The sequence below is a fragment of the Kineococcus sp. GCM10028916 genome (assembly GCF_042674865.1).
Taxonomy (GTDB): Bacteria; Actinomycetota; Actinomycetes; order Actinomycetales; family Kineococcaceae; genus Kineococcus.
Window position 1 is genome coordinate 226,028 of record NZ_JBHTFM010000017.1, and the last position, 24,055, is coordinate 250,082.

21 protein-coding genes and 1 pseudogene are annotated in these 24,055 nt (G+C 73.2%); 14 read left to right on the forward strand and 8 right to left on the reverse strand.

Annotated elements, in window-relative coordinates; all coding sequences use genetic code 11:
- Positions 1 to 100 precede the first annotated feature (100 nt).
- Genes ACFQ46_RS17525 through ACFQ46_RS17535 form a run of 3 tightly spaced genes read left to right on the forward strand, consistent with a single transcriptional unit; the run spans position 101 to position 3,717 of the window.
- A complete protein-coding gene (locus ACFQ46_RS17525) occupies positions 101 to 271 on the forward strand; it encodes a hypothetical protein (RefSeq protein WP_328293003.1) in 171 nt (56 codons plus the stop codon).
- 38 nt (positions 272 to 309) lie between these two features.
- Positions 310 to 3,225, forward strand: a complete 2,916-nt coding sequence (locus ACFQ46_RS17530; protein WP_380260645.1) for an AAA family ATPase — start codon at positions 310 to 312, stop codon at positions 3,223 to 3,225.
- A gap of 24 nt (positions 3,226 to 3,249) precedes the next feature.
- Positions 3,250 to 3,717, forward strand: coding sequence for a YbaK/EbsC family protein (locus tag ACFQ46_RS17535; RefSeq protein ID WP_380260646.1), 468 nt, complete (start codon positions 3,250 to 3,252; stop codon positions 3,715 to 3,717).
- 35 nt (positions 3,718 to 3,752) lie between these two features.
- On the opposite strand, the gene argG is transcribed toward ACFQ46_RS17535, so the two are convergent.
- The gene (gene argG, locus ACFQ46_RS17540) at positions 3,753 to 5,165 is read right to left on the reverse strand and encodes an argininosuccinate synthase (RefSeq protein ID WP_380260647.1); all 1,413 of its coding nucleotides are present in this window, start codon (positions 5,163 to 5,165) and stop codon (positions 3,753 to 3,755) included.
- A gap of 64 nt (positions 5,166 to 5,229) precedes the next feature.
- A complete protein-coding gene (locus tag ACFQ46_RS17545) occupies positions 5,230 to 6,120 on the reverse strand; it encodes an aldo/keto reductase (protein WP_380260648.1) in 891 nt (296 codons plus the stop codon).
- A gap of 90 nt (positions 6,121 to 6,210) precedes the next feature.
- On the opposite strand from ACFQ46_RS17545, the gene ACFQ46_RS17550 reads away from it, so the two are divergent.
- Positions 6,211 to 6,777: a TetR/AcrR family transcriptional regulator gene (locus tag ACFQ46_RS17550; RefSeq protein WP_380260649.1), complete on the forward strand. Its 567-nt coding sequence runs from the start codon at positions 6,211 to 6,213 to the stop codon at positions 6,775 to 6,777.
- Here ACFQ46_RS17550 and ACFQ46_RS17555 read toward each other — a convergent pair whose 3' ends face one another.
- A complete protein-coding gene (locus tag ACFQ46_RS17555) occupies positions 6,778 to 8,097 on the reverse strand; it encodes an FAD-binding oxidoreductase (RefSeq protein ID WP_380260650.1) in 1,320 nt (439 codons plus the stop codon).
- Entirely contained in the window at positions 8,094 to 8,363 is a 270-nt protein-coding gene (locus tag ACFQ46_RS17560; RefSeq protein WP_380260651.1) for a helix-turn-helix domain-containing protein, read from the reverse strand. Before ACFQ46_RS17560 ends, ACFQ46_RS17555 begins: the two co-directional genes overlap by 4 nt.
- A 57-nt stretch (positions 8,364 to 8,420) precedes the next feature.
- Here ACFQ46_RS17560 and map point away from each other — a divergent pair, with 57 nt between their 5' ends.
- The 3 genes from map (at position 8,421) to ACFQ46_RS17575 (ending at position 10,987) form a co-directional block, all read left to right on the forward strand.
- A complete protein-coding gene (map, locus tag ACFQ46_RS17565) occupies positions 8,421 to 9,188 on the forward strand; it encodes a type I methionyl aminopeptidase (RefSeq protein ID WP_328292995.1) in 768 nt (255 codons plus the stop codon).
- Between the two features lie 100 nt (positions 9,189 to 9,288).
- Positions 9,289 to 10,452 (forward strand): enolase C-terminal domain-like protein, encoded by a 1,164-nt coding sequence (locus tag ACFQ46_RS17570; RefSeq protein ID WP_380260652.1) that lies wholly within the window; start codon positions 9,289 to 9,291, stop codon positions 10,450 to 10,452.
- 88 nt (positions 10,453 to 10,540) lie between these two features.
- Entirely contained in the window at positions 10,541 to 10,987 is a 447-nt protein-coding gene (locus tag ACFQ46_RS17575) for a GNAT family N-acetyltransferase (protein WP_380260653.1), read from the forward strand.
- A gap of 24 nt (positions 10,988 to 11,011) precedes the next feature.
- Here ACFQ46_RS17575 and ACFQ46_RS17580 read toward each other — a convergent pair whose 3' ends face one another.
- Positions 11,012 to 11,515: an AAA family ATPase gene (locus ACFQ46_RS17580; RefSeq protein ID WP_380260654.1), complete on the reverse strand. Its 504-nt coding sequence runs from the start codon at positions 11,513 to 11,515 to the stop codon at positions 11,012 to 11,014.
- Positions 11,516 to 11,615: 100 nt separating this feature from the next.
- Here ACFQ46_RS17580 and ACFQ46_RS17585 point away from each other — a divergent pair, with 100 nt between their 5' ends.
- On the forward strand, positions 11,616 to 12,506 hold the full coding sequence (locus tag ACFQ46_RS17585) for an AraC family transcriptional regulator (protein WP_380260655.1): 891 nt from the start codon (positions 11,616 to 11,618) through the stop codon (positions 12,504 to 12,506).
- On the opposite strand, the gene ACFQ46_RS17590 is transcribed toward ACFQ46_RS17585, so the two are convergent.
- On the reverse strand, positions 12,446 to 13,369 hold the full coding sequence (locus ACFQ46_RS17590) for a MurR/RpiR family transcriptional regulator (RefSeq protein ID WP_380260656.1): 924 nt from the start codon (positions 13,367 to 13,369) through the stop codon (positions 12,446 to 12,448). The two genes, ACFQ46_RS17585 and ACFQ46_RS17590, sit on opposite strands and share 61 nt — an antisense overlap.
- Before the next feature lie 97 nt (positions 13,370 to 13,466).
- Between ACFQ46_RS17590 and ACFQ46_RS17595 the strand changes: the two genes are divergently transcribed.
- Together ACFQ46_RS17595 and nagA are read left to right on the forward strand one after the other, a co-directional pair.
- Positions 13,467 to 14,507: an SIS domain-containing protein gene (locus ACFQ46_RS17595; RefSeq protein WP_380260657.1), complete on the forward strand. Its 1,041-nt coding sequence runs from the start codon at positions 13,467 to 13,469 to the stop codon at positions 14,505 to 14,507.
- Positions 14,504 to 15,601, forward strand: coding sequence for an N-acetylglucosamine-6-phosphate deacetylase (gene nagA / locus ACFQ46_RS17600; protein ID WP_380260658.1), 1,098 nt, complete (start codon positions 14,504 to 14,506; stop codon positions 15,599 to 15,601). The genes ACFQ46_RS17595 and nagA overlap by 4 nt, the downstream gene beginning before the upstream one ends.
- Position 15,602: 1 nt before the next feature.
- Here nagA and ACFQ46_RS17605 read toward each other — a convergent pair whose 3' ends face one another.
- Positions 15,603 to 17,129 carry an APC family permease gene (locus ACFQ46_RS17605; RefSeq protein ID WP_380260659.1) on the reverse strand — a complete coding sequence of 509 codons (1,527 nt, stop codon included), beginning with the start codon at positions 17,127 to 17,129 and terminating at the stop codon, positions 15,603 to 15,605.
- Positions 17,130 to 17,309: 180 nt separating this feature from the next.
- Between ACFQ46_RS17605 and ACFQ46_RS17610 the strand changes: the two genes are divergently transcribed.
- Positions 17,310 to 19,235, forward strand: coding sequence for a primary-amine oxidase (locus ACFQ46_RS17610; protein WP_380260660.1), 1,926 nt, complete (start codon positions 17,310 to 17,312; stop codon positions 19,233 to 19,235).
- Between the two features lie 11 nt (positions 19,236 to 19,246).
- Here ACFQ46_RS17610 and ACFQ46_RS17615 read toward each other — a convergent pair.
- Positions 19,247 to 20,625, reverse strand: a pseudogene (locus ACFQ46_RS17615) (NAD(P)/FAD-dependent oxidoreductase).
- 97 nt (positions 20,626 to 20,722) lie between these two features.
- Between ACFQ46_RS17615 and ACFQ46_RS17620 the strand changes: the two are divergent.
- From ACFQ46_RS17620 to ACFQ46_RS17630, 3 genes are all read left to right on the forward strand, one after another.
- Positions 20,723 to 21,190 carry an Lrp/AsnC family transcriptional regulator gene (locus ACFQ46_RS17620; protein WP_328292983.1) on the forward strand — a complete coding sequence of 156 codons (468 nt, stop codon included), beginning with the start codon at positions 20,723 to 20,725 and terminating at the stop codon, positions 21,188 to 21,190.
- Between the two features lie 74 nt (positions 21,191 to 21,264).
- Entirely contained in the window at positions 21,265 to 22,659 is a 1,395-nt protein-coding gene (locus tag ACFQ46_RS17625; protein WP_380260661.1) for an aspartate aminotransferase family protein, read from the forward strand.
- Complete coding sequence (locus ACFQ46_RS17630) at positions 22,656 to 24,017, forward strand: NAD(P)/FAD-dependent oxidoreductase (RefSeq protein ID WP_380260662.1); 1,362 nt, start codon at positions 22,656 to 22,658, stop codon at positions 24,015 to 24,017. The genes ACFQ46_RS17625 and ACFQ46_RS17630 overlap by 4 nt, the downstream gene beginning before the upstream one ends.
- The last annotated feature ends 38 nt before the right edge of the window (positions 24,018 to 24,055 follow it).

The window sequence follows — 24,055 nt, forward strand, 5'->3', positions numbered from 1 at the left end:
TCCACCTCATGAACTCTAAGTAACTAAGGCGCGGAGTGCGCGCCGAGGCGACGTGAACGCCGGACGACCACCCCCGGGCCTCAGCAGGAACGTCGTCCGCATGAACCTCACCGCCCTGGAGTGGGAACTGCACGGAGGACTCGACCAGCGCCGGAAGGAGGCCGAAGCCCTCGCCGCCCGCGAACACCTCGTGCGGGTGCTGCGCACCGCCCGCCGCGCCGCCGGCCCGCCGCAGCGACGTCACTGGTGGACGCGACGGCTCCGGCGCTGACCGGCCCCGCGTCCCCCCTCGGTGCCACGATGTCCGGCGTGCCCGCGCTGCCGCCCGACCCGACCCGCCTCGTCGGGCGCGCCCGGGAACTCGACGTGCTCGAGGGAGCCCTCGGTGCGGCCCGCGCGGGAGCCTCCGGGGCCGTCCTGGTCGAGGCCGACGCCGGGGTCGGCAAGTCCCGGCTCGTCGCCGAACTCGCCCACCGCGCGCGCGGGAACGGGGACACCGTCCTCCTCGGGCACTGCGCCTCCGCCGGTGGCGAGGCCCTGCCGTACCTGCCCTTCGTCGAAGCCCTGGAACCGTTGCGCGGTGACGACCCCGACCGGTGGTTCGGTGGCCGACCGGGCCCGACCGGTTCCGACCTGTCCCCGCTGCAGCTCTTCGACGCGGTCACCGCCACCCTGGCCGCCGCCGCCCGGGACCGGCCGGTCCTGCTCGTCCTCGAGGACCTGCACTGGGCCGACAGCGCCAGCCGCGACCTGCTGACCTACCTGCTGCGCCGGGTGCGGGAGGAACGACTCCTCGTCGTCGCCACCGTCCGCACCGACGACCTGCACCGGCGTCACCCGCTGCGGCCCGTCCTCGCCGAACTCGGCCGGCTGGCCTCCGTGCGGCGCCTCGCCCTCGAACCCTTCACGGGTGCGGAGATGCGTCAGTTCCTGCGCGACCTCGTCGGGCGCGACGTCGACCCCACGACGGCGAGCCGCATCCACCAGCGCGCCGAGGGGAACGCCTACTACGCGGCGGAACTCCTGCTCGCCGCGCCCGTGCGCGGCGGCCGCCTGCCGACCGCCCTCGCCGACGTCGTCCTCGCCCGGGTCGAGACGCTGCCACCCGAGGTGGCCGACCTCGTCCGGGCCGCCTCCGTCGGCGGCCGCCGCGTCCGGCACGACCTGCTGCGGGCCGCGACGGGAACCTCCGACGACGACCTCGACGCACGGGTCCGGACGGCCGTCGCCCTCCGGGTGCTCGACGTCGACGGCCAGGACGGCTACGCCTTCCGGCACGCCCTGCTGCAGGAAGCCGTCTACGAGGACCTGCTGCCCGGTGAACGGGTCCGGCTGCACGCCGCCTACGCCCGCGCCATCACCGGCTCCACCGCTGCGGGGCAGCCCTTCGCCTCCGCCGCGACACACTCCCTCGCCTCCGCCGCAGAACTCGCCCACCACGCCCGCCGCAGCAACGACCTCGCCGGGGCGCTCGTCGCGGGCGTCGCCGCCGCCGACGAGGCCGAACGGCTGCGCGCCCCGGCCGAGGCCTGGCGACACCTCGAAGAGGTCCTCCCGCTCTTCGACGCCGTACCCGACGCCGCCCGACGGTCCGGGACGACCCTCCTCGAACTCACCACGCGTGCCTCCGACCTCGCGATGGTCTCCGGGGATCCCGGACGGTCCGCCCTGCTCGCCCGCGCCGCGGTCGACCTCCTGCCCGACGACGCCGCGCCCGCGTTGGCCGCCGAGGTCCACCGGCAGTGCGCCACCGCGCTCTGGGGGTGCGGGCAGCAGGAGCGGGCCATCACCCAGGCCCGCGAGGCGCAACGCCGGGGCGGCGACGATCCCGCTGCAGCGCAGGCGGTCTGCTGGGCCACCGCCGTGATCGCCCGGTGCTACCTGAACCTCGACCGGTTCGCCGAGTGCCGGCGGGAAGCCGAACGCGCGCTCGCCCTGGTCGCCACGTCGGGCGACCTCGCGGGGGCCGAGGCCGACGTCCTCATCACCCTCGGCGGTCTCGACAACCTCGACGGCGCGCTCGCCGACGCCGACGCGCTCTTCGCCCGCGCCGCCCGCACGGCCGAGGAGGCCGGCCACCTCGGCACCGCCCTGCGGGCCCGGTACAACCTGGCCGTCGAACGCTACGACCGGGGAGACCTCGCGGGTGCGGCGGAGGTCCTCGACGACTCCTGCGCCTGGGCCGCCTCGGTCGGGCTGTCCTGGGCGCCCTACGGCCTGCAACTGCTCTGGCTGCAGGTCACGACGAGCTTCGTCACCGGGGAGTTCGACCGCGCGCTCCGCCAGGCCCGGGCGATCGGACCGCAGGCCCCCCACCTGGCCGCCGCGGCCGTCGGCGTCGTCCAGGCGCAGGTCCTCGCCGCGCGCGGAGCCTTCGACGAGGTCACCGCCCTGCTCGACCCCGCCTGGTCCGACGACCCCGAGGAAGGCCTCTCCGTCACCGTCGTGCAGGCCGAGGTGCTGAGCTGGCGCGGGGACCCGGCCGGCGCCGCCCGGCTGCTGACCGAGGCCCTCTTCAGCTTCGAGGGCATCGAGAACCCCGCCCACCTGCGCGGTCTGCGCCTGGGAGCCCAGGCCGTCGCGGCGCTCGCGGACGCCCGTTCCACCGACGACGCGCTGGTGCAACGCATCCACGACCGCGTGCTGCACCTCGTCGAGGTGGGACAACCGCGCGCGGGGACGATGGGCCCGGAAGGTCGCGCCTGGCTCGCGACGTTGCACGCCGAGGTGGCCCGGTTCCGCGGGAACGACCCGGTGGAGCAGGTGCGGGCCTGGCGCCTCGCGGTCGAGGAGTTCTCCTACGGCGACGCCTACGACCTGGCCCGGGCGCGGCGTCGCCTGGCCGAGGCGTGCAGCGCGGCCGGTCTGCGCGAGGAGGGGTTGCTCGCCCTCGACGAGGCGCGTCGGGCGGCGTCGGCGATGCGCGCCCTCCCGTTGTCGGCGGCGCTGGAGGACCTGGCCCGCCGGATGCGCGCCACGGCCGCTCCCGGGCGCGGCCCGCTGACCGCGCGGGAGTTGCAGGTCCTCGACCTGCTCGCCGCCGGGCGCACCAACCGGCAGGTGGGGGAGGAGTTGTTCATGGCCGAGAAGACCGCCAGCGTGCACGTCTCCCGCATCTTCGCCAAACTCGGGGCGTCCTCCCGTGCCGAAGCGGTGTCGATCGGGCTGCGCAGCGGCTTGCTCTCCCCGGCGGTCCGGGGCGAGGATCGCCAGGACACCTCGTAGCTCCACCCGATCCCGGGAGTTCGCGTGCACCGCAACGCCGAAGTCGTGTCGCAAGCCCTGCACGAGGCCGGGGCGGGTGGTGAGGTCGTGGAACTGACGACGTCGGCCCGCACGGCCGCCGACGCCGCCGGTGCCCTGGGGTGTTCGGTGGGGGCGATCGCCAACAGCCTGGTGTTCCTCGCCGACGGTGAGCCGGTCCTCGTCCTCACCAGCGGTGGGCACCGCGTGGACCCGGAGCACACCGCGGCCGCCCTCGGGGTGGAGAAGCTGACCCGCCCGAACGCGGCGACGGTCCGGGCCGCGACGGGGCAGCCCATCGGTGGGGTCGCACCGCTCGGGCACCCGGCCCACCTGCGGACGGTGATCGACGTCGACCTGCTGCGCTACGACGTCGTCTGGGCCGCCGCGGGAACCCCGCACACGGTCTTCCCGACGACGTACTCCGAGCTCCTGCGCATCTGCGACGCCGAACCGGTGACCGTCGCGCCGTGACGGCCTGACCCCGGGAGACGGTCAGTCGGAGACGGTCAGTCGGTGCCGGCCTCCATGGCCGCCCGGTCGAGGAGTTCGTCGCCGCTGCCCGTGCCGCGGGACGCGATCGCCTCCGCGCCGCCGGCCTCCAGGGCCCCGATGAGGCTGACCTGGGAACTGCCGACCATGCCCATGCCCGCGTACTGCTCGAGCTTGGCGCGGGAGTCGGCGATGTCGAGGTTGCGCATGGTCAGCTGCCCGATGCGGTCGACGGGGCCGAAGGCGGAGTCCTCGGTGCGTTCCATCGACAGCTTGTCCGGGTGGTAGCTGAAGGCCGGACCCTGGGTGTCGAGGATCGAGTAGTCCTCGCCGCGGCGCAGCCGCAGGCTGACGGAACCGGTGACGGCGTTGCCGACCCAGCGCTGCAGCGACTCCCTCAGCATGAGGGCCTGCGGGTCCAGCCAGCGGCCCTCGTACATGAGGCGACCGAGGCGACGACCCTCGTTGTGGTAGCTCGCGACGGTGTCCTCGTTGTGGACGGCGTTGACGAGGCGTTCGTAGGCCGCGTGCAGCAGGGCCATGCCCGGCGCCTCGTAGATCCCGCGGGACTTGGCCTCGATGATCCGGTTCTCGATCTGGTCGGACATGCCGAGCCCGTGCCGGCCACCGATGGCGTTCGCGGCCAGGACGAGGTCCACGGCGTTCTCGAACGTCTCACCGTTGATCGAGACGGGACGGCCCTGTTCGAAGCCGATCGTCACGTCCTCGGTCGCGATCTCGACGGCGGGGTCCCAGAACCGGACGCCCATGATGGGTTCGACCAGTTCGACGCCGACGTCGAGGTGCTCGAGGCGCTTGGCCTCGTGGGTGGCGCCCCAGATGTTCGCGTCGGTGGAGTACGCCTTCTCGGTGCTCGCGCGGTAGGGGAGGTCGCGGGCCTGCAGCCACTCCGACATCTCCTTGCGCCCACCGAGCTCGGTGACGAAGTCGGCGTCCAGCCACGGCTTGTAGATCCGCAGCGAGGGGTTGGCGAGCAGGCCGTAGCGGTAGAACCGCTCGATGTCGTTGCCCTTGTAGGTGGAGCCGTCGCCCCAGATCTGGACGTCGTCCGCGAGCATCGCGCGCACCAGCAGCGTGCCGGTGACGGCCCGGCCCAGCGGGGTGGTGTTGAAGTAGCTGCGGCCGCCGGAACGGATGTGGAAGGCACCGGTGGTCAGGGCGGCGAGGCCCTCCTCGACCAGCGCGGCCCGGCAGTCGACGAGGCGCGCGAGCTCGGCGCCGTAGGCCGAGGCCCGTCCCGGCACGGAGTCGATGTCGGGTTCGTCGTACTGCCCGATGTCGGCGGTGTAGGTGCAGGGCACCGCGCCCTTCTCGCGCATCCACGCGACGGCCACCGACGTGTCGAGACCGCCCGAGAAGGCGATGCCGACGCGTTCGCCGGCGGGCAGGGACGTGAGCACCTTGGACATGCGGAACATTATGCACCGGAGTGCATGTTCATGCAAACATCGCCCGACCGGAGGGCGGGGCGTCTCACCGGGTGGTGGTGTTCCCGGAGCGGGACGGGACGGCGTCGAGCGCGGCCAGGGTCGCGGCGTCCAGCGTGATCCCGCCGACGGCGAGGTTCGCCTCGAGGTGGGCGAGGTCCGCCGTGCCCGGGATGAGGTGGGTGGTGGCGGTGTGGGCCAGCAGCCAGGCGAGACCGACCTGCGCGGGAGTGACCTGGAGGGCCTGCGCCGCAGCCCGAACCGCCGGTTCGTCGGTCACCTTCGGCAGGCCCGGGAACGCCCCGCCGAGCGGGAAGTACGGCACCCAGGCGATGTCCTCCGTCGTGCAGAGGTCGAGGAGGTCCTCGCTGCCGCGGCTCACCAGGCTGTAGGAGTTCTGCACGCAGGCGATCCCGACGGGCAGTGCCCGTCGCAGGTCGGACAGGGTGACGTTGCTCAGGCCGATCGCCCCGACCTTCCCGGCGTCCCGCAGTCCCGTCAGGACGGCGAGCTGGTCGTCGAGGTCGACGACCTGGTCACCTTCCGCGATCAGACCCGGTCCGACCTCGGCCCGGCGCAGGTTCACCAGGGGCAGCCGGTCGAGGCGGAGGCTCGTCAGGTTCGCCTCGACGCTCGCCCGGAGCTGCTCGGGACGCTGGGCCAGTCGCAACGGGACCGGGCCGGTGGGGTTCGGTTCGCCGCCGACCTTGGTCGCGACCAGGACGTCGTCGTCGCGGCGCAGCGCGGCGCGCAGCACGCCGTTGACGAAACCGTCGCCGTAGAACTGCGCCGTGTCGACGTGGTCGACGCCGCGGTCGAAGGCGTGGCGCAGCAAGGCGATCGCGGCTTCGCGGTCGGTGTGGAGCCGTTCGAGCTGCATGGCGCCGTAGCCGATGCGGTGGACGGTGCGGCCCGCGAGCGTGGCGGTGCTGGTCATCGTGGGATCCCTCTCGAGGTGGGAGGATGGGCTGAAGCGGAGGAGCCTCCGCATCGACGACGTCACCACTGAACCGGAGGAACCTCCGCTTTGTCCGTCACTCCCCGCCGTCCGCGCGCCGACGTCGCCCGGAACCGCGAGCTGCTGCTGAGCGCCGCCCGGGCGGCCTTCGCCGGTGGCGAGGCCGTCGCGCTCGAGACCATCGCCCGTGACGCCGGGGTCGGGACCGGGACGCTCTACCGGCACTTCCCGACCCGGGACGCGCTGGTGGAAGCCGTCTACGGCGCAGAGCTCGACGGCGTCGTCGAGGCCGCGTCCGGGGTGCTGGCCGAGCTTCCGCCCGACCTCGCCCTGCGGGCCTGGCTGGCCCGCTACGCCGAGTCCGTCGCCACCAAGCGCGCGATGATGGACACGTTGCGGGCCGGCTGGGCCTCGGGTCGGATCACCACTCCGGCGACGCGGGAACGCATCACCGCGGTCCTGGCGACGTTCCTCGCGGAGGGGGCGAGGACCGGGACGTTGCGCGCCGACGTCGAACCCGACGACGTGGCCGCGATGCTGCTCGGGGTGTTCCTCTCCACCGCCGGCGGGCCGCCCGGACAACCCGTCCGCTTGCTCGACCTGCTCGTCGACGCCCTCCGCACTGCCCCGCGGTGATCAGACGGCCTTGCCGGGGTTGAGGATCCCCAGCGGGTCGAACACCGCCTTGATGCTGCGCTGCAACGAGAGCGAGTCGTCGCCGAGTTCCCGCCGCAACCAGGTGCGTTTCAGCAACCCGACGCCGTGCTCACCCGTGAGGGTCCCGCCGAGGGCCAGGGCGAGGTCGAACACCGCGCAGGCCGCGTCCCACGGCGGGCCCTCCGTGACGGTTCCGCCGCGTTCCACGACGATGATCGGGTGCAGGTTCCCGTCGCCGGCGTGGGCGATCGTCGCGATCCGCACCCCGGTGCGGGCGGAGATCTCCTGGATGCCCGCGACGGCCGCGGCCAGCTGCGACCGCGGCACGGCGACGTCCTCGATGAACACGTCGCCCGTGCGTTCCAGGGCGGGCAGTCCCGCCCGGCGGGCGGCCAGCAGTTCCTCGGCCTCGACGGGGTCGCTCGTCGAACGCCACGACGACGCGAACGGCGCCACGACCGCGGCGACGGCGTCGATCTCGGCCCGGGCGCTGAGGCCGTCGCACTGCACGACGAGAACGGCGGCACCCAGGGCGCGCAACGAGGAACCCCGGGCCGCGTCGACGGCCTCGAGGGTGACGCTGTCCACGAGTTCCAGGACGGAGGGTTGCAGGCGGGCCGTCGTGATCGCCGAGGCGGCGGCCGCCGCGGCCACGAGGTCGTCGAAGTGCGCCGCCAGCGTGGCGATCGCGGCCGGTCGCGGCCGCAACCGCAGGGTCGCGCCCACGACGACGGCGAGGGTCCCCTCCGAACCCACGACGAGGCTGGTGAGGTCGTAGCCCGCGACGCCCTTGACGGTCTGGCGCCCCGTCGAGACCTTCCGGCCGTCGGCGAGCACGAGGTCCAGACCGAGGACGGCGTCGCGGGTCACGCCGTACTTCGCGCAGCGCAGACCGCCCGCGTTGGTGGCGATGTTCCCGCCGATGGAGGAGATCGCGGAACTGGCCGGGTCGGGCGCGTAGAACAGCCCGTGCTCGCCGGCCGCGGCGTCCAGGTCGGCGGTGAGGACGCCGGGTTCGACGACGGCGACCTGGTCGTCGGGGCGGATCGCGACGATGCGGTCCATCCCCGACAGGTCCAGGACGATCTCGCCCGCCTGGGCGCTCGACCCGGCGGCGAGGCCCGTCCCGGCACCCCGGGTGACGACCGGGGTGCGGTGCTCGGTGGCCCAGCGGAGGGTCTCGACGATGTCGTCGACGGTGGCCGCGCGCACGACCCCGTCGGGCAACGTCGCCGGCAGGTGGCCGGAGCGGTCGGTCGCGACGGCGCGCCGGGACTCCTCGTCGGTGAACAGCTTCACGCCACCCCTTCCGCCCGGGGTGCCGGTGCGGCGCAGTGGGTCACGAGGTCCGCCAGGGACAGGTCCAGGGCGTTCGCGAGGGCCACGACGGTGAAGAACGCGGGGGTCGGGATGCGACCGGACTCGATCTTGCGCAGCGTCTCGGCCGGGACGCCGGAGGCGGCGGAGATCTGCGGGACGGTGCGCTCGCCGCGCGCGGAGCGGAGCAGTTCGCCCAGGAGACGACCTCGGGCGCGGACTTCCTCGGGCAGCGGCGGACGGACCATGGAGTGATACTAATACCGGGATAGGAATACCAAGTCCGTGACGAGCAGGAGGTCGACGTGGTCGAGCTGAAGACACCCCGCGAGATCGAGGGGATGCGGGCCGCCGGTCGGGTCGTCGGCGCGGCCCTGGCCGCGGTGAAGGAGCACGCGGCCGTCGGGATGCGCCTCGACGAACTCGACGCCGTCGCCCGTGAGGTGATCTTCGGGGCCGGTGCGACCTCCCCGTTCCTCGGCTACCAGCCCGGGTTCGCCGACTCGCCCTTCCCCGGGGTCATCTGCACCTCGGTGAACGACGCGGTGCTGCACGGGATCCCCGGCCGCTACGTCCTGCGCGACGGTGATCTGCTGAGCGTCGACTGCGGCGCGGTCCTCGACGGCTGGGCCGGTGACTCCGCCACGACCTTCAGCGTCGGCACTCCCCGCCCCGGTGACGCGGAACTCGTCGCGGCGACCAGGGAGGCGCTCGCGGCCGGGATCGCCGCCGCCGTCGTCGGGAACCGGATCGGTGACGTCTCCGCCGCGATCGGTGCCGTCGGCCGGGCGCACGGGTGCGGGGTCAACACCACCTTCGGCGGTCACGGCGTCGGGCACACGATGCACGAGGACCCCTCGGTCCCCAACGACGGCCGCGCCGGTCGTGGGCTCGTCCTGAAGCCCGGGCTGGTCGTCGCCATCGAACCCTGGTTCATGGCCGGTGGGAGCCCCGAGTTCACGACGGACGACGACGGGTGGACGATGCGCAGCGTCGACGGGAGTTCCGGGGCGCACGAGGAGCACACCGTGGCGATCACCTCCGACGGCCCGGTCGTCCTCACCCTGCCCTGACCGGGTCCCGTCGGCGTGGAGTTGCGCGGAGGGGTTTCGTTGACACCCCTCCGCCCGCTGCCTAGGGTCGATCGCACACGCTGCGAGGAGGCAGGCACCCGTGCCCACGAGCATCACCGACGTCTCGGTCCGGGTCTTCGAGACCGAGACCCGGCTGCACGTCGACAGCGACGGTCACGCCCACCCCGGCCCCGGGCACACGACGACGGCCGCGCTGCTGACGGTCCGGGACAGCGACGGGGTCGAAGGCCGTTGTCTCGCAGCTCCTTCCTTCGCCGTCGAACGTTCCCTGGTCGAGCAGCACGTCCGTCCCGTCCTGCTCGGGGCGGATCCGTACCAGCGGGACCGGCTCTGGTACGAGCTGGCGAAACGTCGACGCGGCACCCACGGCGCGCTGCTGGACCGGACCCTCAGCACCGTCGACCAGGCGTTGTGGGACCTCCTCGGACGGCGCACCGGGATGCCGGTGTGGCGGTTGCTCGGCGGGGTCCGTGACCGGGTTCCCGCCTACGGCAGCACGATGTGCGGCGACGACGTGCCCGGCGGGCTGAGTTCCCCGCAGGAGTACGGGGAGTTCGCGGTGCAGCTCCTGGACCAGGGGTACCCGGCGATCAAACTCCACACCTGGATGCCGCCCGTTCCCGGGGCCCCCGACGTCCGCCGGGACATCGCCGCCTGCACGGCCGTCCGCGAGGCCGTCGGACCGGACGTCCCCCTGATGCTCGACGCCAACCACTGGTACTCCCGGGTGGAGGCGCTCACCCTGGGCCGGGCCATCCAGGAGCTGGGTTTCGCCTGGTACGAGGAACCGATGGAGGAGTCCTCGATGCAGTCCTACCGCTGGCTCGCCGACCAGTTGGAGATCCCGGTCGTCGGGCCCGAGACGGCGTTCGGGACGTTCCACGTCCGCGCGGAGTGGGCGGTCGCCGGGGCGTGCGACATCCTGCGGGTGGGGGCCTCCAACGGGGCCGGGATCGGTGCGGCGATGAAGGCCGTGCACGTCGCCGAGGCGTTCGGGATGGACTGCGAGATCCACGGGCCGGGATCGGCGAACTTGGCCCTGCTCGGCGCGATGAGCAACGGGCGCTGGTACGAGCGCGGGTTGCTGCACCCGCACCTGGACTACGACCGGGTCCCACCGCACCTGAACTCGATCGTGGATCCGATGGACGCCGACGGGTTCGTGGCCATGCCCGAAACCCCTGGCCTCGGCGACGACCTGGACCTGGAGCACGTGGAACGGCACACCGTTGCGACCTGGTGAGGAGCGGGAGACCGGCCGAGCGCCGAGCCCCGCGGACCCGTCCCCGCACCGGCCGTACCCGGAGTCGCTGGTCGTGGGTGGTGAGGGGTTGCGGCTCAGCACGTCCGAGGACGCCGAGCTCATCACCGGGTGGTTGGCGGACCCGGACGTGCACCGCTGGTGGGGCGGCGAACCGGTGCCGCTCGCGGAGGTCCGGCGCAGGTACACCGGAGCGCGCGCTCCCGACGTCGTCGTCCACCTCGTGCTCCGGGACGGCGAGCCGGTCGGGTTGCTGCAGGCCTGGCGCGACCCCGACGGCACTGCCGGTCTCGACATGTTCCTGGCCGCGCACGCGCAGGGTCGGGGGACGGGCCCCCGGGTCGCCCGAGCCCTGGCCGAGGAGTTGACCCGTTCCGGCTGGGGGACCCTCACCGTCGACCCCGGGGTGGACAACGCCCGGGCGATCGCCGCCTGGCAGCGGGCGGGTTTCGTGCCCACGGGGGAGCGCGGTGAGGACGAGGGGCGCGAGACCCTCCTGATGGTCTTCCGCCCCTGAGGACGGGAGACGTTCCGCCACCCGTCACGGTCGGGCCGGCCCCTCGAGCACCCGTTCGACGGCCGCGGCGACCGCCTCCGTCGCGGTGTCGACGACCAGCCGGTCCCCGTCCCACGGCTCGAACTCCACGGCCTGCACGTCCTCCCAGGTCGGCAGCGGCAACCCCTCGATGTCACCGACGCGCTCGCGCACCCGCCGCTCGTGCAGCGCGACGTCGGAACACACGACCTCGACCTCGCGGAACCCCGCGCCGGCCTCCCGCGCGACCCGTCGCCACATCTCCCGCGTGATCGTCAGCGGGTTCACGCTGTCGGCGGCCACGGTGTGTCCCTGGCGCAGCAGGTCGCCCGCCAACGCGCGCAGGACGTAGTACCCGGCGGGGCTCACGGGGTGGGTCTCGCGGCCGGAGTCGACCAGGGCCTGCTCCACGGTGTCCATCCGCAGGTGCACCACACCCGCGCGGGCGGTCAGTGCCCGGGCCACGGTCGTCTTCCCGCTGCCGGGCAGTCCGGACAGGACGATCAGCATCGCTTCCTCCTCAGGTTCTAGGACCCAGTCGACCTCTTCCCGGGACGGAGGAACAGGTTCCCGGTGCTCACGGGCATGTTCCGGCGTCTACGGTGCGGGGGTGCTCGGCGATCTGCTCGGCGGGAGGGCCCGCACGCACGTCTCGCTGTCCTACCTGGCGGAACCGTGGGGGATGCGGTTCGTCGGCGACGCGGGACTGACCGTCCACGTGCTCGTCCGCGGTGCGGCCGGGTGCGCCGGGGAGGCCGTCGAACCGGGTGACGTGCTGCTCGTCCGCGGCCCGCACGAACTCCGGGACGCCCGGGGAACCCCGCCCGGGGTCGTCGTCGAGGGTCCGGGGCGGAGTCGGGAACCCGGTGAACCCGCGGTCGCGGCGGGCGACCGGTGGCGCCTGGACCAGGCCCGCAGCTACGGGAGCGCGCTGGGGGCGGAGACCCTCGTCGTCCACGCCACCTACCCGGCGGGTGACGTCCTCGACCGGCGGGTCCTCGCCGCCCTCCCCGCGGTCGTGCGGGCTCCCGCACCACCGGCGTTGCGGGAACTCCTGACCACGGAGTCGGTGCGGGAAGGGGCGTGGCAGCACGCCGTCCTCGACCGTCTCGTGGACCTCCTCGTCATCACGGTGCTCCGGTCGCGCGACGACACCGGGTGGCTCGCGGCGGTGGCCGATCCCGTGGTGGGTCCGGTGCTGGAACTCCTGCACGGCGATCCCGCCCGGCCGTGGACGGTCGGGGAGCTCGCGGGCCGGGTGGGCGTCTCCCGGGCGTCCCTCGCGCGGCGTTTCCCCGGCCTCACCGGGGAGCCGGTGATCGCCTACCTCCGGGCCCACCGCCTCGACCTCGCCGCGGACCTGCTGCGGACCGGCGACCGGACGATCGCCGCCATCGCCCGCGAGGTCGGCTACGCCGACGCGTTCAGCCTGAGCGCCGCCTACCGGCGACGGACCGGTCGCCCGCCCTCGGCCGACCGCGGTCCTTCGACGGCGCGGTAGGTCCGTTGCAGCGCAGCGGTGGCGGAACTCCCGAGGCGCTGCACGACCGCCACGTACAGGCAGTCGAGGACGAGCAGGGAACTCGCGCGGCTCGCCATCGCCCCCGCGCGGTAGGCCGTCTCCCGCCCGGTCGCGACCAGCGTGTGGTCTGCGTACCCGGCCAACGGCGAACCCGCCGAACTCGTCACCGCGACGACGGTGGCTCCCCGGTCCCGCGCCTGCCGGGCGGCGGTCACGACGTCGACCGTCCGCCCCGAGTGGCTGACGACGAGGGCCGTGTCGCCGGGTTCCAGCAGGGCGGAACTGACGAGGGCGCCGTGCCCCTCGGTGCGCAGCCGGGTGAGGAGACCGACCCGGGCGGCCTTGTGGTCGAAGTCCGCGGCGAGCAGGCCCGAAGCGCCGATGCCGTAGCAGTCGACGACCCGCGCGGTGCGGACCGCGTCGGCGGCCGCGGCGAGGGCGACGACGTCCAGGGTGCGGGCGGTCGCGGTGATCGCCTCGGTCTCGACGGCGGCCAGCGTCGCGACCACGGTGGCGAGGTCGGCGGAGTCCTCGAGCGAACCGGTCAGCAGGGCGGCGGGTTCGTGGGCGGCGCCGGCCGCGGCGAGGGCGAGGCGCAGCTGCGGGTAGCCGGCGAAACCCAGGGACCGCGCGGCACGCACCACGGTCGCCTCGCTCGTGGCGGCCCGCCGGGCGAGTTCGGTGACGGTCAGCTGGGCGGCGCCCGCGGGGTCGTCGAGCAGTTCCCGCAGGACGCGCGCCGCGGACGCCGTCGCCGAGGGCAGCGCGGAGAGCAGGCGAGCGTGCAGCGTCACCGGGTCGGTCGCGGGGTCGTGCGTGGGGTCGTGCACGGGGTCGGTCACGGAGCTCCGTCCAGGAGGGGTCTGGCGATGACTTTCACGAACGGCTACGATCGTGTCAACTTCCTTCATCGTCAGCACCACGGAACTGGAGCAGCGCGTGAGCACCCCCCGGGGACACCTCGTCCGATCCGAGATCGCCGAACAGCCGGCCGTCGCCGACCGGATCCTCTCCAGCGCGACGGGGGAGGTCGCGCGCCTCGCGGGCCTCATCCGCGACGCGGCCCCGCGGGCCGTGCTGCTGACCGCGCGCGGCACCAGCGACCACGCCGCCCTCTACGCGAAGTACCTCGTCGAGGTCGGGCTCGGGCTGCCCTGCGGGCTGACCTCCACCTCGACGCTCACCGTCTACGGCGCGACCCCCGACCTGCGCGGGGTGCTGTGGATCAGCATCAGCCAGTCCGGCGGGTCACCGGACCTCGTCGAGTCGACCGCCGCGGCCCGCCGGGCCGGGGCGATCACCCTCGCCGTCACCAACAACCCGTCCTCCCCGCTGGCCGCGGCCGCCGAGCACCACCTCGACGTCCACGCCGGACCGGAACTCGCCGTCGCCGCCACCAAGAGCTACACCGCCCAGCTCCTCACGCTGTGGCTGCTGATCACGACCTGGCGCGGTGGCGACCTCACGCCCGCGAAGGCGTTGCCGCAGTTCCTGGAACGGGCCGTCTCCAGCCCGGACGTCCCCGAGGTCGCCGCGCGCTACCGCTTCGTCGACCGCCTCGTGGTCACCGCCCGCGGGTACTCCTACCCGACGGCGCGCGAGGCCGCGCTGAAGCTCATGGAGACGAGCTACCTCTCCGCCCAGGCGTTCTCCGCCGCCGACCTCATGCACGGCCCGCTGGCGATGGTCGACGCGGACCGGCCCGTCATCGCGATCGTGGCCGAAGGCCCCGGCGGGGACGCCATGGCGCCGGTCCTCGACGCCCTGAAGGACCGCGGCGCCGACGTCTGCGCGGTCGCCCCCGCCGGCCGCGCCCCGGACGCGACCGTCCGGCTCGACCTGCCGACCGGGATGCCCGAGGACCTCGCTCCCGTGGTGCAGATCGTTCCGCTGCAACGTCTCGCGCTCGAGATGGCGGTCGCCCGCGGTCTCGACCCGGACGCGCCGCGCGGGCTGCGCAAGGTGACGGAGACCCGGTGAGCACCGTCCTCGCGCGGGGGACGGTCCACACCGGGGGACGGGTCGTCCCCGACGGGTGGGTGCTGCTGCGGGCGGGGGAGGTCGTGGCGGTCGGGACGGGTCCCGCGCCCGCGGCGGACGAGGTCATCACCGGCGCGCACGTGGTCCCCGGTTTCGTCGACGTCCACTGCCACGGCGGGGGCGGGGCGAGCTTCGGGGGTTCGCTCGAGGACGCCCGCACCGTCGCCGCCGTGCACCGCGCGCACGGCACCACGACGCTGGTCGCCAGCCTCGTGACCCGCCCGGTCGACGAGCTCGCCGCCACCCTCGACGCCTACGCCGACCTCGTCACCGACGGGGTGCTGGCCGGTGTCCACCTCGAGGGACCGTGGCTCAGCCCGCTGCACCAGGGGGCGCACGACCCGTCGCTGCTGCGCGAGCCGGAACCGGGCGACCTGGACCGCCTGCTCGGCACGGGCCTGGTCCGCGTCGTCACCCTCGCCCCCGAACTGCCGGGTGGACTGGCTGCCGTGGAACGGATCGTCGCGGCCGGAGCGGTCGCGGCCATCGGTCACACCGACGCCGACGCCGCCACGGCGCGACGGGCCGTCGACGCGGGGGTCAGCCTCGCCACGCACCTCTTCAACGCGATGCCGCCTCTGCACCACCGGGCCCCCGGGGCGGTCGGGGCGCTGCTGGACGACGACCGCGTCACCGTCGAACTCATCGCCGACGGGGTGCACCTCGACCCGCTCGTGGTGTCGCTCGCCGCGCACCGGGCCGGCCGGGGCCGCGTCGCCCTGGTCACCGACGCCATGGCCGCGACGGGTTCCGCGGACGGTCGTTACCTGCTGGGGGACCTGGAGGTCGACGTCGTCGACGGGGTCGCCCGCCTCGTCGAGGGGGGCTCGATCGCCGGCAGCACCCTGACCCTGGACCACGCGCTGCGCTTCGCCGTGCTCACCGCGGGGATCGACCTGGACGACGCCCTCGCCGCCCTCACCTCGACCCCCGCCCGGGTGCTGGGCCGTACCGACGTCGGGCACCTGGAACCCGGTGCCCGGGGTGGCGCCGTCGTCCTCGACGATGGCCTGACCCTCCAGCGCGTCCTCTGACTCAGAGGCCGCCGATGGGAGGCTCGCCGGTCTCCGGCACCAGGATCGGGGTGTCCGCGTCGAGGGTCTCGCCGCGGAAGAAGGCCCGCAGGCGGGTCGCGCAGAGCAGCATCAGCGGGACGCCCAGCACGAGCATCCCGACGCCGATGACGAACACCCCGCCGAGGGGACCGAACGTGGTGTAGCCGTAGTCCGGGGCGAGCATGTCCACGCAGCTCTGGACGAAGGCCCAGAGCATCGCGATCCCGCCGAGCACGGGCAGCAGACCCCGCAGCAGGAAGTCCCGGGCGGACCGGTTCAGGGTGCGGCGGAAGTACCAGACGCAGGCGAACGCCGTGATGCCGTAGTAGAACGCGACGGCCAGCCCCAGCGAGGCGATCGAGTCCTGCAGGGCGTTCTGGCTCACCAGGCTGAGGACGAGGTAGAACGCGACGGCCGCGGCCCCCATCACCACCGTCCCGAAGGACGGCGTCCTGAACTTCGGGTGCACCTTCGCGAACCGTTGCGGCAGAGCGCCGTAGACCGCCATCGACAGGGTGCCCCGCGCCGTCGGCAGGATGGTCGTCTGGGTCGAGGAGGCCGCCGAGATCGCGACCGTGAACAACAGCAACCCCGACATCACCGCCCCGCCGACCGGATCGCCGAGCAGGGTGAGGACGTCGTCGGCGTTCTCCTCGTTGGCCAGCCCGATGCCGCTCGTCCCGAAACCGGCGTAGGCCTGCACCGCCACGGCCACCAGGACGTAGGTCACGACGAGGATGACCGTCGCGAGCAGCGCTGCCCGCCCGGGGGTCCGGTCGGCGTCCTTCGTCTCCTCGCTCACCGCGAGGCAGGCGTCCCAGCCCCAGTAGATGAAGATGCAGAGGATGACGGCTTCGGCCAGCGCCGAACCGCTCACGCCGAAGGGGCTGAACCAGTCCCACGACGGGTGCACCGCCTGGGCGCCGGCCCCGCCGGAGTAGACCAGGTACAGGGCGCCGATCGAGATGATCCCCAGCACCGCGAACTGCACGATGATCAGCACGTTCTGGATCCGCTCGGAGATGGTGATCCCGCGGTAGCTGACCCAGGTCATCCCGACGATGAACACCAGGCCGAGGCCGACCCGGACGAGGAGGTTCTCCGCCGCGGCGTCCAGGCCGAGCAGTCGCAGCGTGTAGACCGCGGAGATCTCCGCGACGTTGGCGAGCACGATGATCGCGGACACCGCGACCCCCCAACCGCCCATCCACCCGACCCACGGCCCGAACGCCTTGGTGCCCCAGGTGAAGGTCGTCCCGCAGTCCGGAGCGGCGCGGTTCAGTTCGCGGTAGGCGATCGCGACCAGCAGCATCGGGACGAACGCGACCAGGAACATCGCCGGGGCCTTGTCGTGCACCGCGAGCACCACGTACCCCAGCGTCGCCGCCAGGCTGTAGGCCGGTGCCGTCGCGCCGAGGCCGATGACGGTGTTGCCCCACAACCCCAGGGCGCCGGACTGCAGGCCCTTCCCGGAGGGTGCGGCGGTGGGGTGGTCGGTTGCTGCCACGGGGGCTCCTTGCGGGCTTTCAGGGTCGAGAACCCGGAGACACTAGCAGTCCCAGGGGGTCTCACCACGGAATCCGTGGTGAACCAGGAGGCACGCGACGGAGAACGCCGGTCGAGCTTGTAGGGGGTGCGGGATGCGGTCACACTGTGGCTCCGACGCCCCGCCCAGGAGGACCCCGACGTGCCTGCGCACCCGCTCACCCCCCTCCGCGAGGAGGAGTTCCGCCGCAACCTCGACGTGCTCCGCGCCGAGAACCGCCTGACCCCCTCGATGCGCTTCGCCGGGGTCGTGCTGGCGGAACCGCCGAAGGAACGGGTGCTGGCCTGGGAGCCCGGTGACCCCGTCGAGCGGCGGGCGCGCTCCACGGTCTGGGACCGCGCCGACAACCGCACCTACGACGTGCTGGTCGAGCTCGAGGGCGGGGTGGTCGAACGGTTCGAGCACCTGCCCGGGATCACGCCGAACTTCACCCTCGACGAGTTCCACGAGGTCGCCGAGGCGCTCATCGCAGAACCCCGCGTGATCGCGGCGCTCGCGGCGCGGGGCATCACCGACCTGTCCCTGGTCCTTCTCGACACCTGGACCTACGGCGCGGCCGTCATGCCCCCGCAGTGGCGCGACCGCCGCCTCGGGTGGGTCGACGTCTGGGTGCGCGAGACCCCGAACGGGAACCCCTACGCCCACCCCGTGAGCGGGCTCAAGTTCGTCGTCGACGTGAACACGTTCGAACTGCTGTCCGTCGACGAGGACGTCGCCGCCGCGGCGGCCCCCGTGATGGGGGAGTACGTGCCCGAACTCGTCCCCGGGCTCGTCCCGCGGGAACCGTTGCAGCCCCTGGAGATCACCCAGCCGGACGGCCCGTCGTTCACGATCTCCGACGACGGGGAGCTCCGCTGGGCGCAGTGGTCGTTGCGGCTCGGCTTCACCCACCGCGAGGGTCTCGTCCTGCACCAGCTCGCCTGGGACGACGGCACAGGGCGACGCGAGATCGGCTACCGCCTGTCCTTCGCCGAGATGGTCGTGCCCTACCGCGACGCGAGCTTCGACCACCGCCGCCGCACGGCCTACGACATCGGCGAGTGGGGCCTCGGGTACATGACGACCTCGCTCGAACTGGGCTGCGACTGCCTCGGGGAGATCCGCTACCTTGACGCGGTCCTGTCCGACTCCCGGGGGGAGCCGTACTCGGTGCCGCAGGCGATCTGCCTGCACGAGGAGGACGACGGCGTCCTGTGGAAGCACGTCGACGAGAACGCCGGCGCGGAGGTCCGCCGGTCGCGACGCATGGTCGTCTCCTTCCACGCGACGGTCGCGAACTACGAGTACCTCGTCTACTGGCGGCTCTACCTCGACGGCACGATCGAGTGCGAGGTGCGGGCGACCGGGATCATGGTGACGACGCCGTTGCCGGAGGGGGCCGCCACCCCGTCGACGGGAACCCTCGTCGACCAGCGGACCTACGCCCCGATCCACCAGCACTTCCTCGTCGCCCGCCTCGACCTCGACGTCGACGGCCAGCGGAACACGGTGCACGAGGTCGACACCCACGTCGTGGCGACCGGCCCGGACAACCCGCACGGGCTCGCGCTCGCGACGACCGCGACGCCGGTCCGTTCCGAGCGCGAGGCGGGCCGCGACGTCGACTGGCAGCGCCAGCGGGTCTGGAAGGTCGTGAGCTCCGACCGGCGGAACTCCCTGGGGACCCCGACGGCCTACGCCCTGCACACTCCGAACGCGTTGCCGCACCTGTTCGCACCCGATGCCCCGCAGTTCCTGCGGGCCCCCGTCATCGGGCACGACGTGTGGGTCACCCGCCACCACGACGACGAGCTGTGGCCGGCCGGTGACCACCCGACGCAGAGTTCCGAGGACCTCGGGATGACCCGCTGGACCGCCGACGACGAACCGCTGGTGGACACCGACGTCGTGCTCTGGCACGTCTTCGGCATCCACCACGTCCCCCGTCCCGAGGACTGGCCGGTCATGCCCGTCGACGTCGTCTCGTTCTCCCTGACCCCGTCGGGGTTCTTCGACCGCAACCCCACCCTCGATCTGCCGCGGAGCCCGTCCGGCCACTGCCACCCGCCCGCCACCGGCAAACCCTGAGCCGTCGGGGTTCAGGAGTCGAAACCGAGACCGAACCGGTCGAGGGCCCGCAACCACACGTTGCGGTGGCCCTCGTGCCGGTCGGCGTGGGCCAACGACAGGGTCGTCGCCTCCACCCCGGCCCAGGCGAGGGGTTCCGGAACGGGACGGGGGTGCGCCGGACGAGTTCGAGTTCGGTGAGCTCGGTGGGGCCCTGCTCGTCGGCGGCGAGCAGGTCGAGCAGGACGTCCGCGGCGAACCGCGTCATGCCGACCCCGAGGCCCGTGTAGCCGGCGACGTGCGCCACGCGCCCGTCGTGGGCCGTGCCGAAGAACGGGAAGAACCGCGTGCAGGTGTCGATCGCCCCACCCCAGGCGTGGGTGAACCCCAGCCCCTCGAGCTGCGGGAACGTCTGCTGGAAGTGCGAGGCCAGTGTCCGGAACGACTCCGGGTTCTGGTCGTGCTCCGAGGACAGCGACCGGCCGTAGTGGTAGACGGCGTCGAAACCGCCGAACAGGATGCGGTCGTCGGCGGTCAACCGGTAGTAGTGGAACCGGTTGCCGAGGTCGTCGATGCCCTGGCGGTTCTGCCAGCCGATCTCCGCGAGCTGGGCGGTGGAGAGGGGTTCGGTGACCAGGGCGTAGTCGTAGACCGGGATGGTGTGCAGCCGGTAGCGCCGGAGCAGGGCCGGGAAGACGTTGGTGGCCAACGCCACCCGGCGGGCCCGCACGGTTCCCGACGTCGTCTGCACCGACACCCCCGACCGGTTCGAGCGGATCGCCCGCACCGGGGTGTTCTCCGCGATCCGGACCCCGAGCTCGAGGCAGGTCCGCTTCAGCTCCCAGACCAGGCGGGCCGGGTTCACCAGGGCGGTGTCCTCAGGGGTCCAGACCCCGGCCAGGTAGGTGGGGGAGTTCACCTGGTCCCGGACGGCCGCGGTGTCGAGGAAACCGTCCTGCCCCCGCAGTTCGTCGACCTGGTACGGCTCGGTCGCCACCGACAGGCCGCCCGTGCGTTCGTAGTCGCAGACCCAGCCGTACTGCGCGACGGACTTGCCCAGGGCGTCGAGGTTCGCGAGCCCGAGTTCGTCGAGCCGGTCGACCTCGTCCGGCAGGTGTAGTTCCCCGTTGCTGCGCCCGTGGGTGAGGCTCGCCGAGACGAACCCGCCGTTGCGACCCGACGCCGCCCAGCCCGTCCACGCCCCTTCCAGGAGCAGCACGTTGCGGTCGGGGTCGCGTTCCTTGGCGCGCAACGCCGTCCACAGCCCGGTGAAGCCGCCGCCGACGACGACGAGTTCGGCCGTCGAGTTCCCGCGCAGGGCGGGTTCCGGGTCGGGGCGACCGGGGTCGTCCAGCCAGAAGGGGGTGCTCGCGGCGTGGCGCAGAGCGTCGTCGACGGCCGGGGAACTCATCGAGAGGAACGGCACCCCGGGAGTTCTACCGTCCCCCGGCCGGTCGGACAAGGGGGAACCCCCTGACCGCGCACCGCGTGGCCCGTAGACTCACCCGGTGTCCAGCCGCCTTCCCGCCCCCGCTCTCGACGACGTCTCCAAGCGGATCATCGAGGTCCTGCAGGAGGACGGACGGATGTCCTACGCGGCGATCGGGAAGGCCGTGGGGTTGTCCGAGGCGGCGGTGCGCCAGCGGGTGCAGCGCCTCCTCGACGGTGGGGTCATGCAGATCGTCGCCGTCACCGACCCGGTCCAGGTCGGTTTCGCCCGGCAGGCGATGATCGGCATCCGCGCCGAGGGGGACACCCGCGTCGTCGCGGACCGCCTCGCCGAGCTGGCCCAGATCGACTACGTCGTGGTGACGGCCGGCTCCTTCGACATCCTCGTCGAGGTCGTCTGCGAGGACGACGACGGCCTGCTCGAGCTCATCAACGCCAAGATCCGGGCCATCCCCGGCGTGGTCGCGACCGAGACCTTCGTCTACCTCAAGCTGCGCAAACAGCTCTACAACTGGGGTACCCGCTGACGGATCCGTCGCTCATCTCCAATTCGACGACTGAATCCCTTGTCGGGGCCGGGCTGAGCGCCTAGTCTCCGGGCATGTCCAGCCTCCCCGCGACGACCCCGCGCGGCACGGAGCGCTCCGCCGCCGCCCGCGACCACCTGTGGATGCACTTCACGCGCCACGCCCCCTACGAGCGGGGCGAGGAGGTCCCGCTCATCGTCCGCGGTGAGGGCGCGCGGATCTGGGACCAGCACGGCCGCGAGTACATCGACGGCCTCGCCGGGTTGTTCACCGTCCAGGTCGGGCACGGTCGCACCGAACTCGCCGAGGCCGCCGCCCGGCAGGCCTCGACGCTGGGTTTCTTCCCGCTGTGGTCCTACGCGCACCCCGCGGCCGTCGACCTCGCCGAGCGCCTGGCCCACGAGGCACCCGGCGACCTCGACCGGGTGTTCTTCACCACGTCCGGCAGCGAGGCCGTCGAGACGGCCTGGAAACTGGCCAAGGCCTACTTCAAACGCGTCGGCAAGCCCGGCAAGCACAAGGTCGTCAGCCGTTCGATCGCCTACCACGGCACCACGCACGGCGCGCTCTCCATCACGGGGATCCCCGGGGTGAAGGCGGAGTTCGAACCCCTGGTGCCCGGCACCTTCCGGGTGCCGAACACGAACTCCTACCGGGCTCCGGAGCACCTGCGCGACGACCCCAAGGCGTTCGGGCGCTGGGCCGCCGACCGGGTGGGGGAGGCCATCGAGTTCGAGGGCCCCGAAACCGTCGCCGCGGTGTTCGTGGAACCCGTGCAGAACGCCGGTGGGTGCTTCCCGCCGCCGCCCGGGTACTTCGAGCGGCTGCGTGAGATCTGCGACGAGCACGACGTCCTGCTGGTCAGCGACGAGACGATCTGCGCGTTCGGCCGGATCGGGGAGTTGTTCGCCTGCAAGGACTTCGACTACGTCCCCGACATGATCACCTGCGCCAAGGGACTCACCAGCGGGTACTCCCCGCTGGGGGCGGTCATCGCCTCGGACCGCATCTTCGAACCCTTCCGCCGCGACGAGGACAGCTTCGCCCACGGCTACACCTTCGGGGGGCACCCGGTGTCGGCGGCCGTCGCGATGGCCAACCTCGACATCTTCGAACGCGAGGGACTCGTCCAGCACGTCCACGAGAACGCACCGCTCTTCCGCTCCACCCTGGAGAAGCTGCTGGACCTGCCGATCGTGGGGGACGTGCGGGGAGCGGGGTTCTTCTACGGGATCGAACTGGTGAAGGACCGCCAGACCCGGGAGACGTTCGACGACGCCGAGGCCGAGCGGTTGCTGCGGGGGTTCATCTCCCCCGCGTTGTGGGAGGCCGGCCTCTACTGCCGGGCCGACGACCGCGGCGACCCCGTCATCCAGCTGGCGCCTCCGCTGATCATCGGCCCGAGCGACTTCGACGAGATCGAGCGGCGCCTGCGCTCGGTCCTCGACGAGGCGGGGAAGCGCCTGTGAGGGTCCGCTCGCTCTGGGCCGACACCGCTCCGGAGGCCCCGGAACGGGCCCCGTTGGAGGGGGACACCGAGGTCGACGTGTGCGTCGTCGGCGCGGGGTACACCGGCCTGTGGACCGCCTACTACCTGCTGCGCCGCGACCCGACCCTGCAGGTCCTCGTCGTGGAGGCGGAGACGGTGGCGTTCGGCGCCAGTGGTCGCAACGGCGGCTGGTGTTCCGCCCTGTTGCCGCAGGGCGTCGAGCGGATGACCCGCGACCACGGACCGGTCGCGGCGCAGGCGATGCGCACCGTGATGCGCGGAACCCTGGACGAGGTCGAGCGGATCGTGCGGGAGGAGGGGATCGACTGCCACTGGCGGCGCGGGGGGACCGTCGTCGTCGCCCGCAGCGCTCCGCAGCTCGCCCGCGCCACGGCCGAGGTCGCCGAGGACGAGGCCGGCGGGTCGCCCGAGGGCCTGCGCCTGCTCGACGCCGAGGAGACCCGCAAGACCGTCGGCATGACCCGCGCCCTCGGAGCGACGCACACCCCCGACTGCGCCCGCATCCACCCGTTGCGATTGGCCCGCGGCCTGGCCGCTGCCGTCGAACGCCGCGGCGGGCGCATCGTCGAGCGCACCCGCGCCCTCGACCTCTCGCCCGGTGCGGTCCGCACCGACCGCGGGGTCGTCCGGGCGCGGCACGTGCTGCGCGCGACGGAGGGGTGGACCCCGCGACTGCCCGGGGCGGCGCGCGAGGTCGTCCCGGTGTACTCGCTCATGGTGGCGACGGAACCGATGCCCGCACCGTTCTGGGACGAGGTCGGGCTGTCCGGCGGGGAGACGTTCTCCGACTTCCGCCACGTGATCGTCTACGGCCAGCGCACCGCCGACGACCGGCTGGTGTTCGGCGGACGGGGTGCGCCGTACCACTTCGGTTCCTCCGTGCGCCCGGAGTTCGACGGGGACGAGACCGTGTTCCGGAGGCTGCGGAGCACGCTCGCCGACATGTTCCCCGCCGTGGCCGGCGCGCGCTTCACCCACGCCTGGGGCGGCCCGCTCGGGATCTCCCGGGACTGGCACGCCGCCGTCCGCCACGACCCGGCCTCCGGGCTCGGGAGTGCCGGCGGGTACGTCGGTGACGGGGTCGCGACGTCGAACCTCGCGGGGCGGACGCTCGCCGACGCCGTGACCGGGACCGGTTCCGACCTCGTGCGGTTGCCCTGGTTCAACCACACCTCGCCACGGTGGGAACCGGAACCCCTGCGTTGGCTCGGCGTGAACGCCGGCCTGCTCGTCGCGCGCGCCGCCGACGCCGCGGAGAACGTCCTGAACCGTCCCACGCCGCTCTCCGGCGCCCTGGCCCGCCTCACCGCGCACTGACGCCTCCGCGCGACCTTCGTGCGAGGTCCGCCATCGGG

What these genes read in the sequence shown, in the direction of transcription:
- ACFQ46_RS17525 (WP_328293003.1), top strand. Translation starts at nt 101, where the DNA reads ATGAACCTCACCGCCCTGGAGTGGGAACTGCACGGAGGACTCGACCAG.
- argG (WP_380260647.1), bottom strand. Translation starts at nt 5,165, where the DNA reads ATGTCCAAGGTGCTCACGTCCCTGCCCGCCGGCGAACGCGTCGGCATC.
- ACFQ46_RS17545 (WP_380260648.1), bottom strand. Translation starts at nt 6,120, where the DNA reads ATGACCAGCACCGCCACGCTCGCGGGCCGCACCGTCCACCGCATCGGC.
- ACFQ46_RS17560 (WP_380260651.1), bottom strand. Translation starts at nt 8,363, where the DNA reads ATGGTCCGTCCGCCGCTGCCCGAGGAAGTCCGCGCCCGAGGTCGTCTC.
- ACFQ46_RS17580 (WP_380260654.1), bottom strand. Translation starts at nt 11,515, where the DNA reads ATGCTGATCGTCCTGTCCGGACTGCCCGGCAGCGGGAAGACGACCGTG.
- ACFQ46_RS17625 (WP_380260661.1), top strand. Translation starts at nt 21,265, where the DNA reads ATGTCCAGCCTCCCCGCGACGACCCCGCGCGGCACGGAGCGCTCCGCC.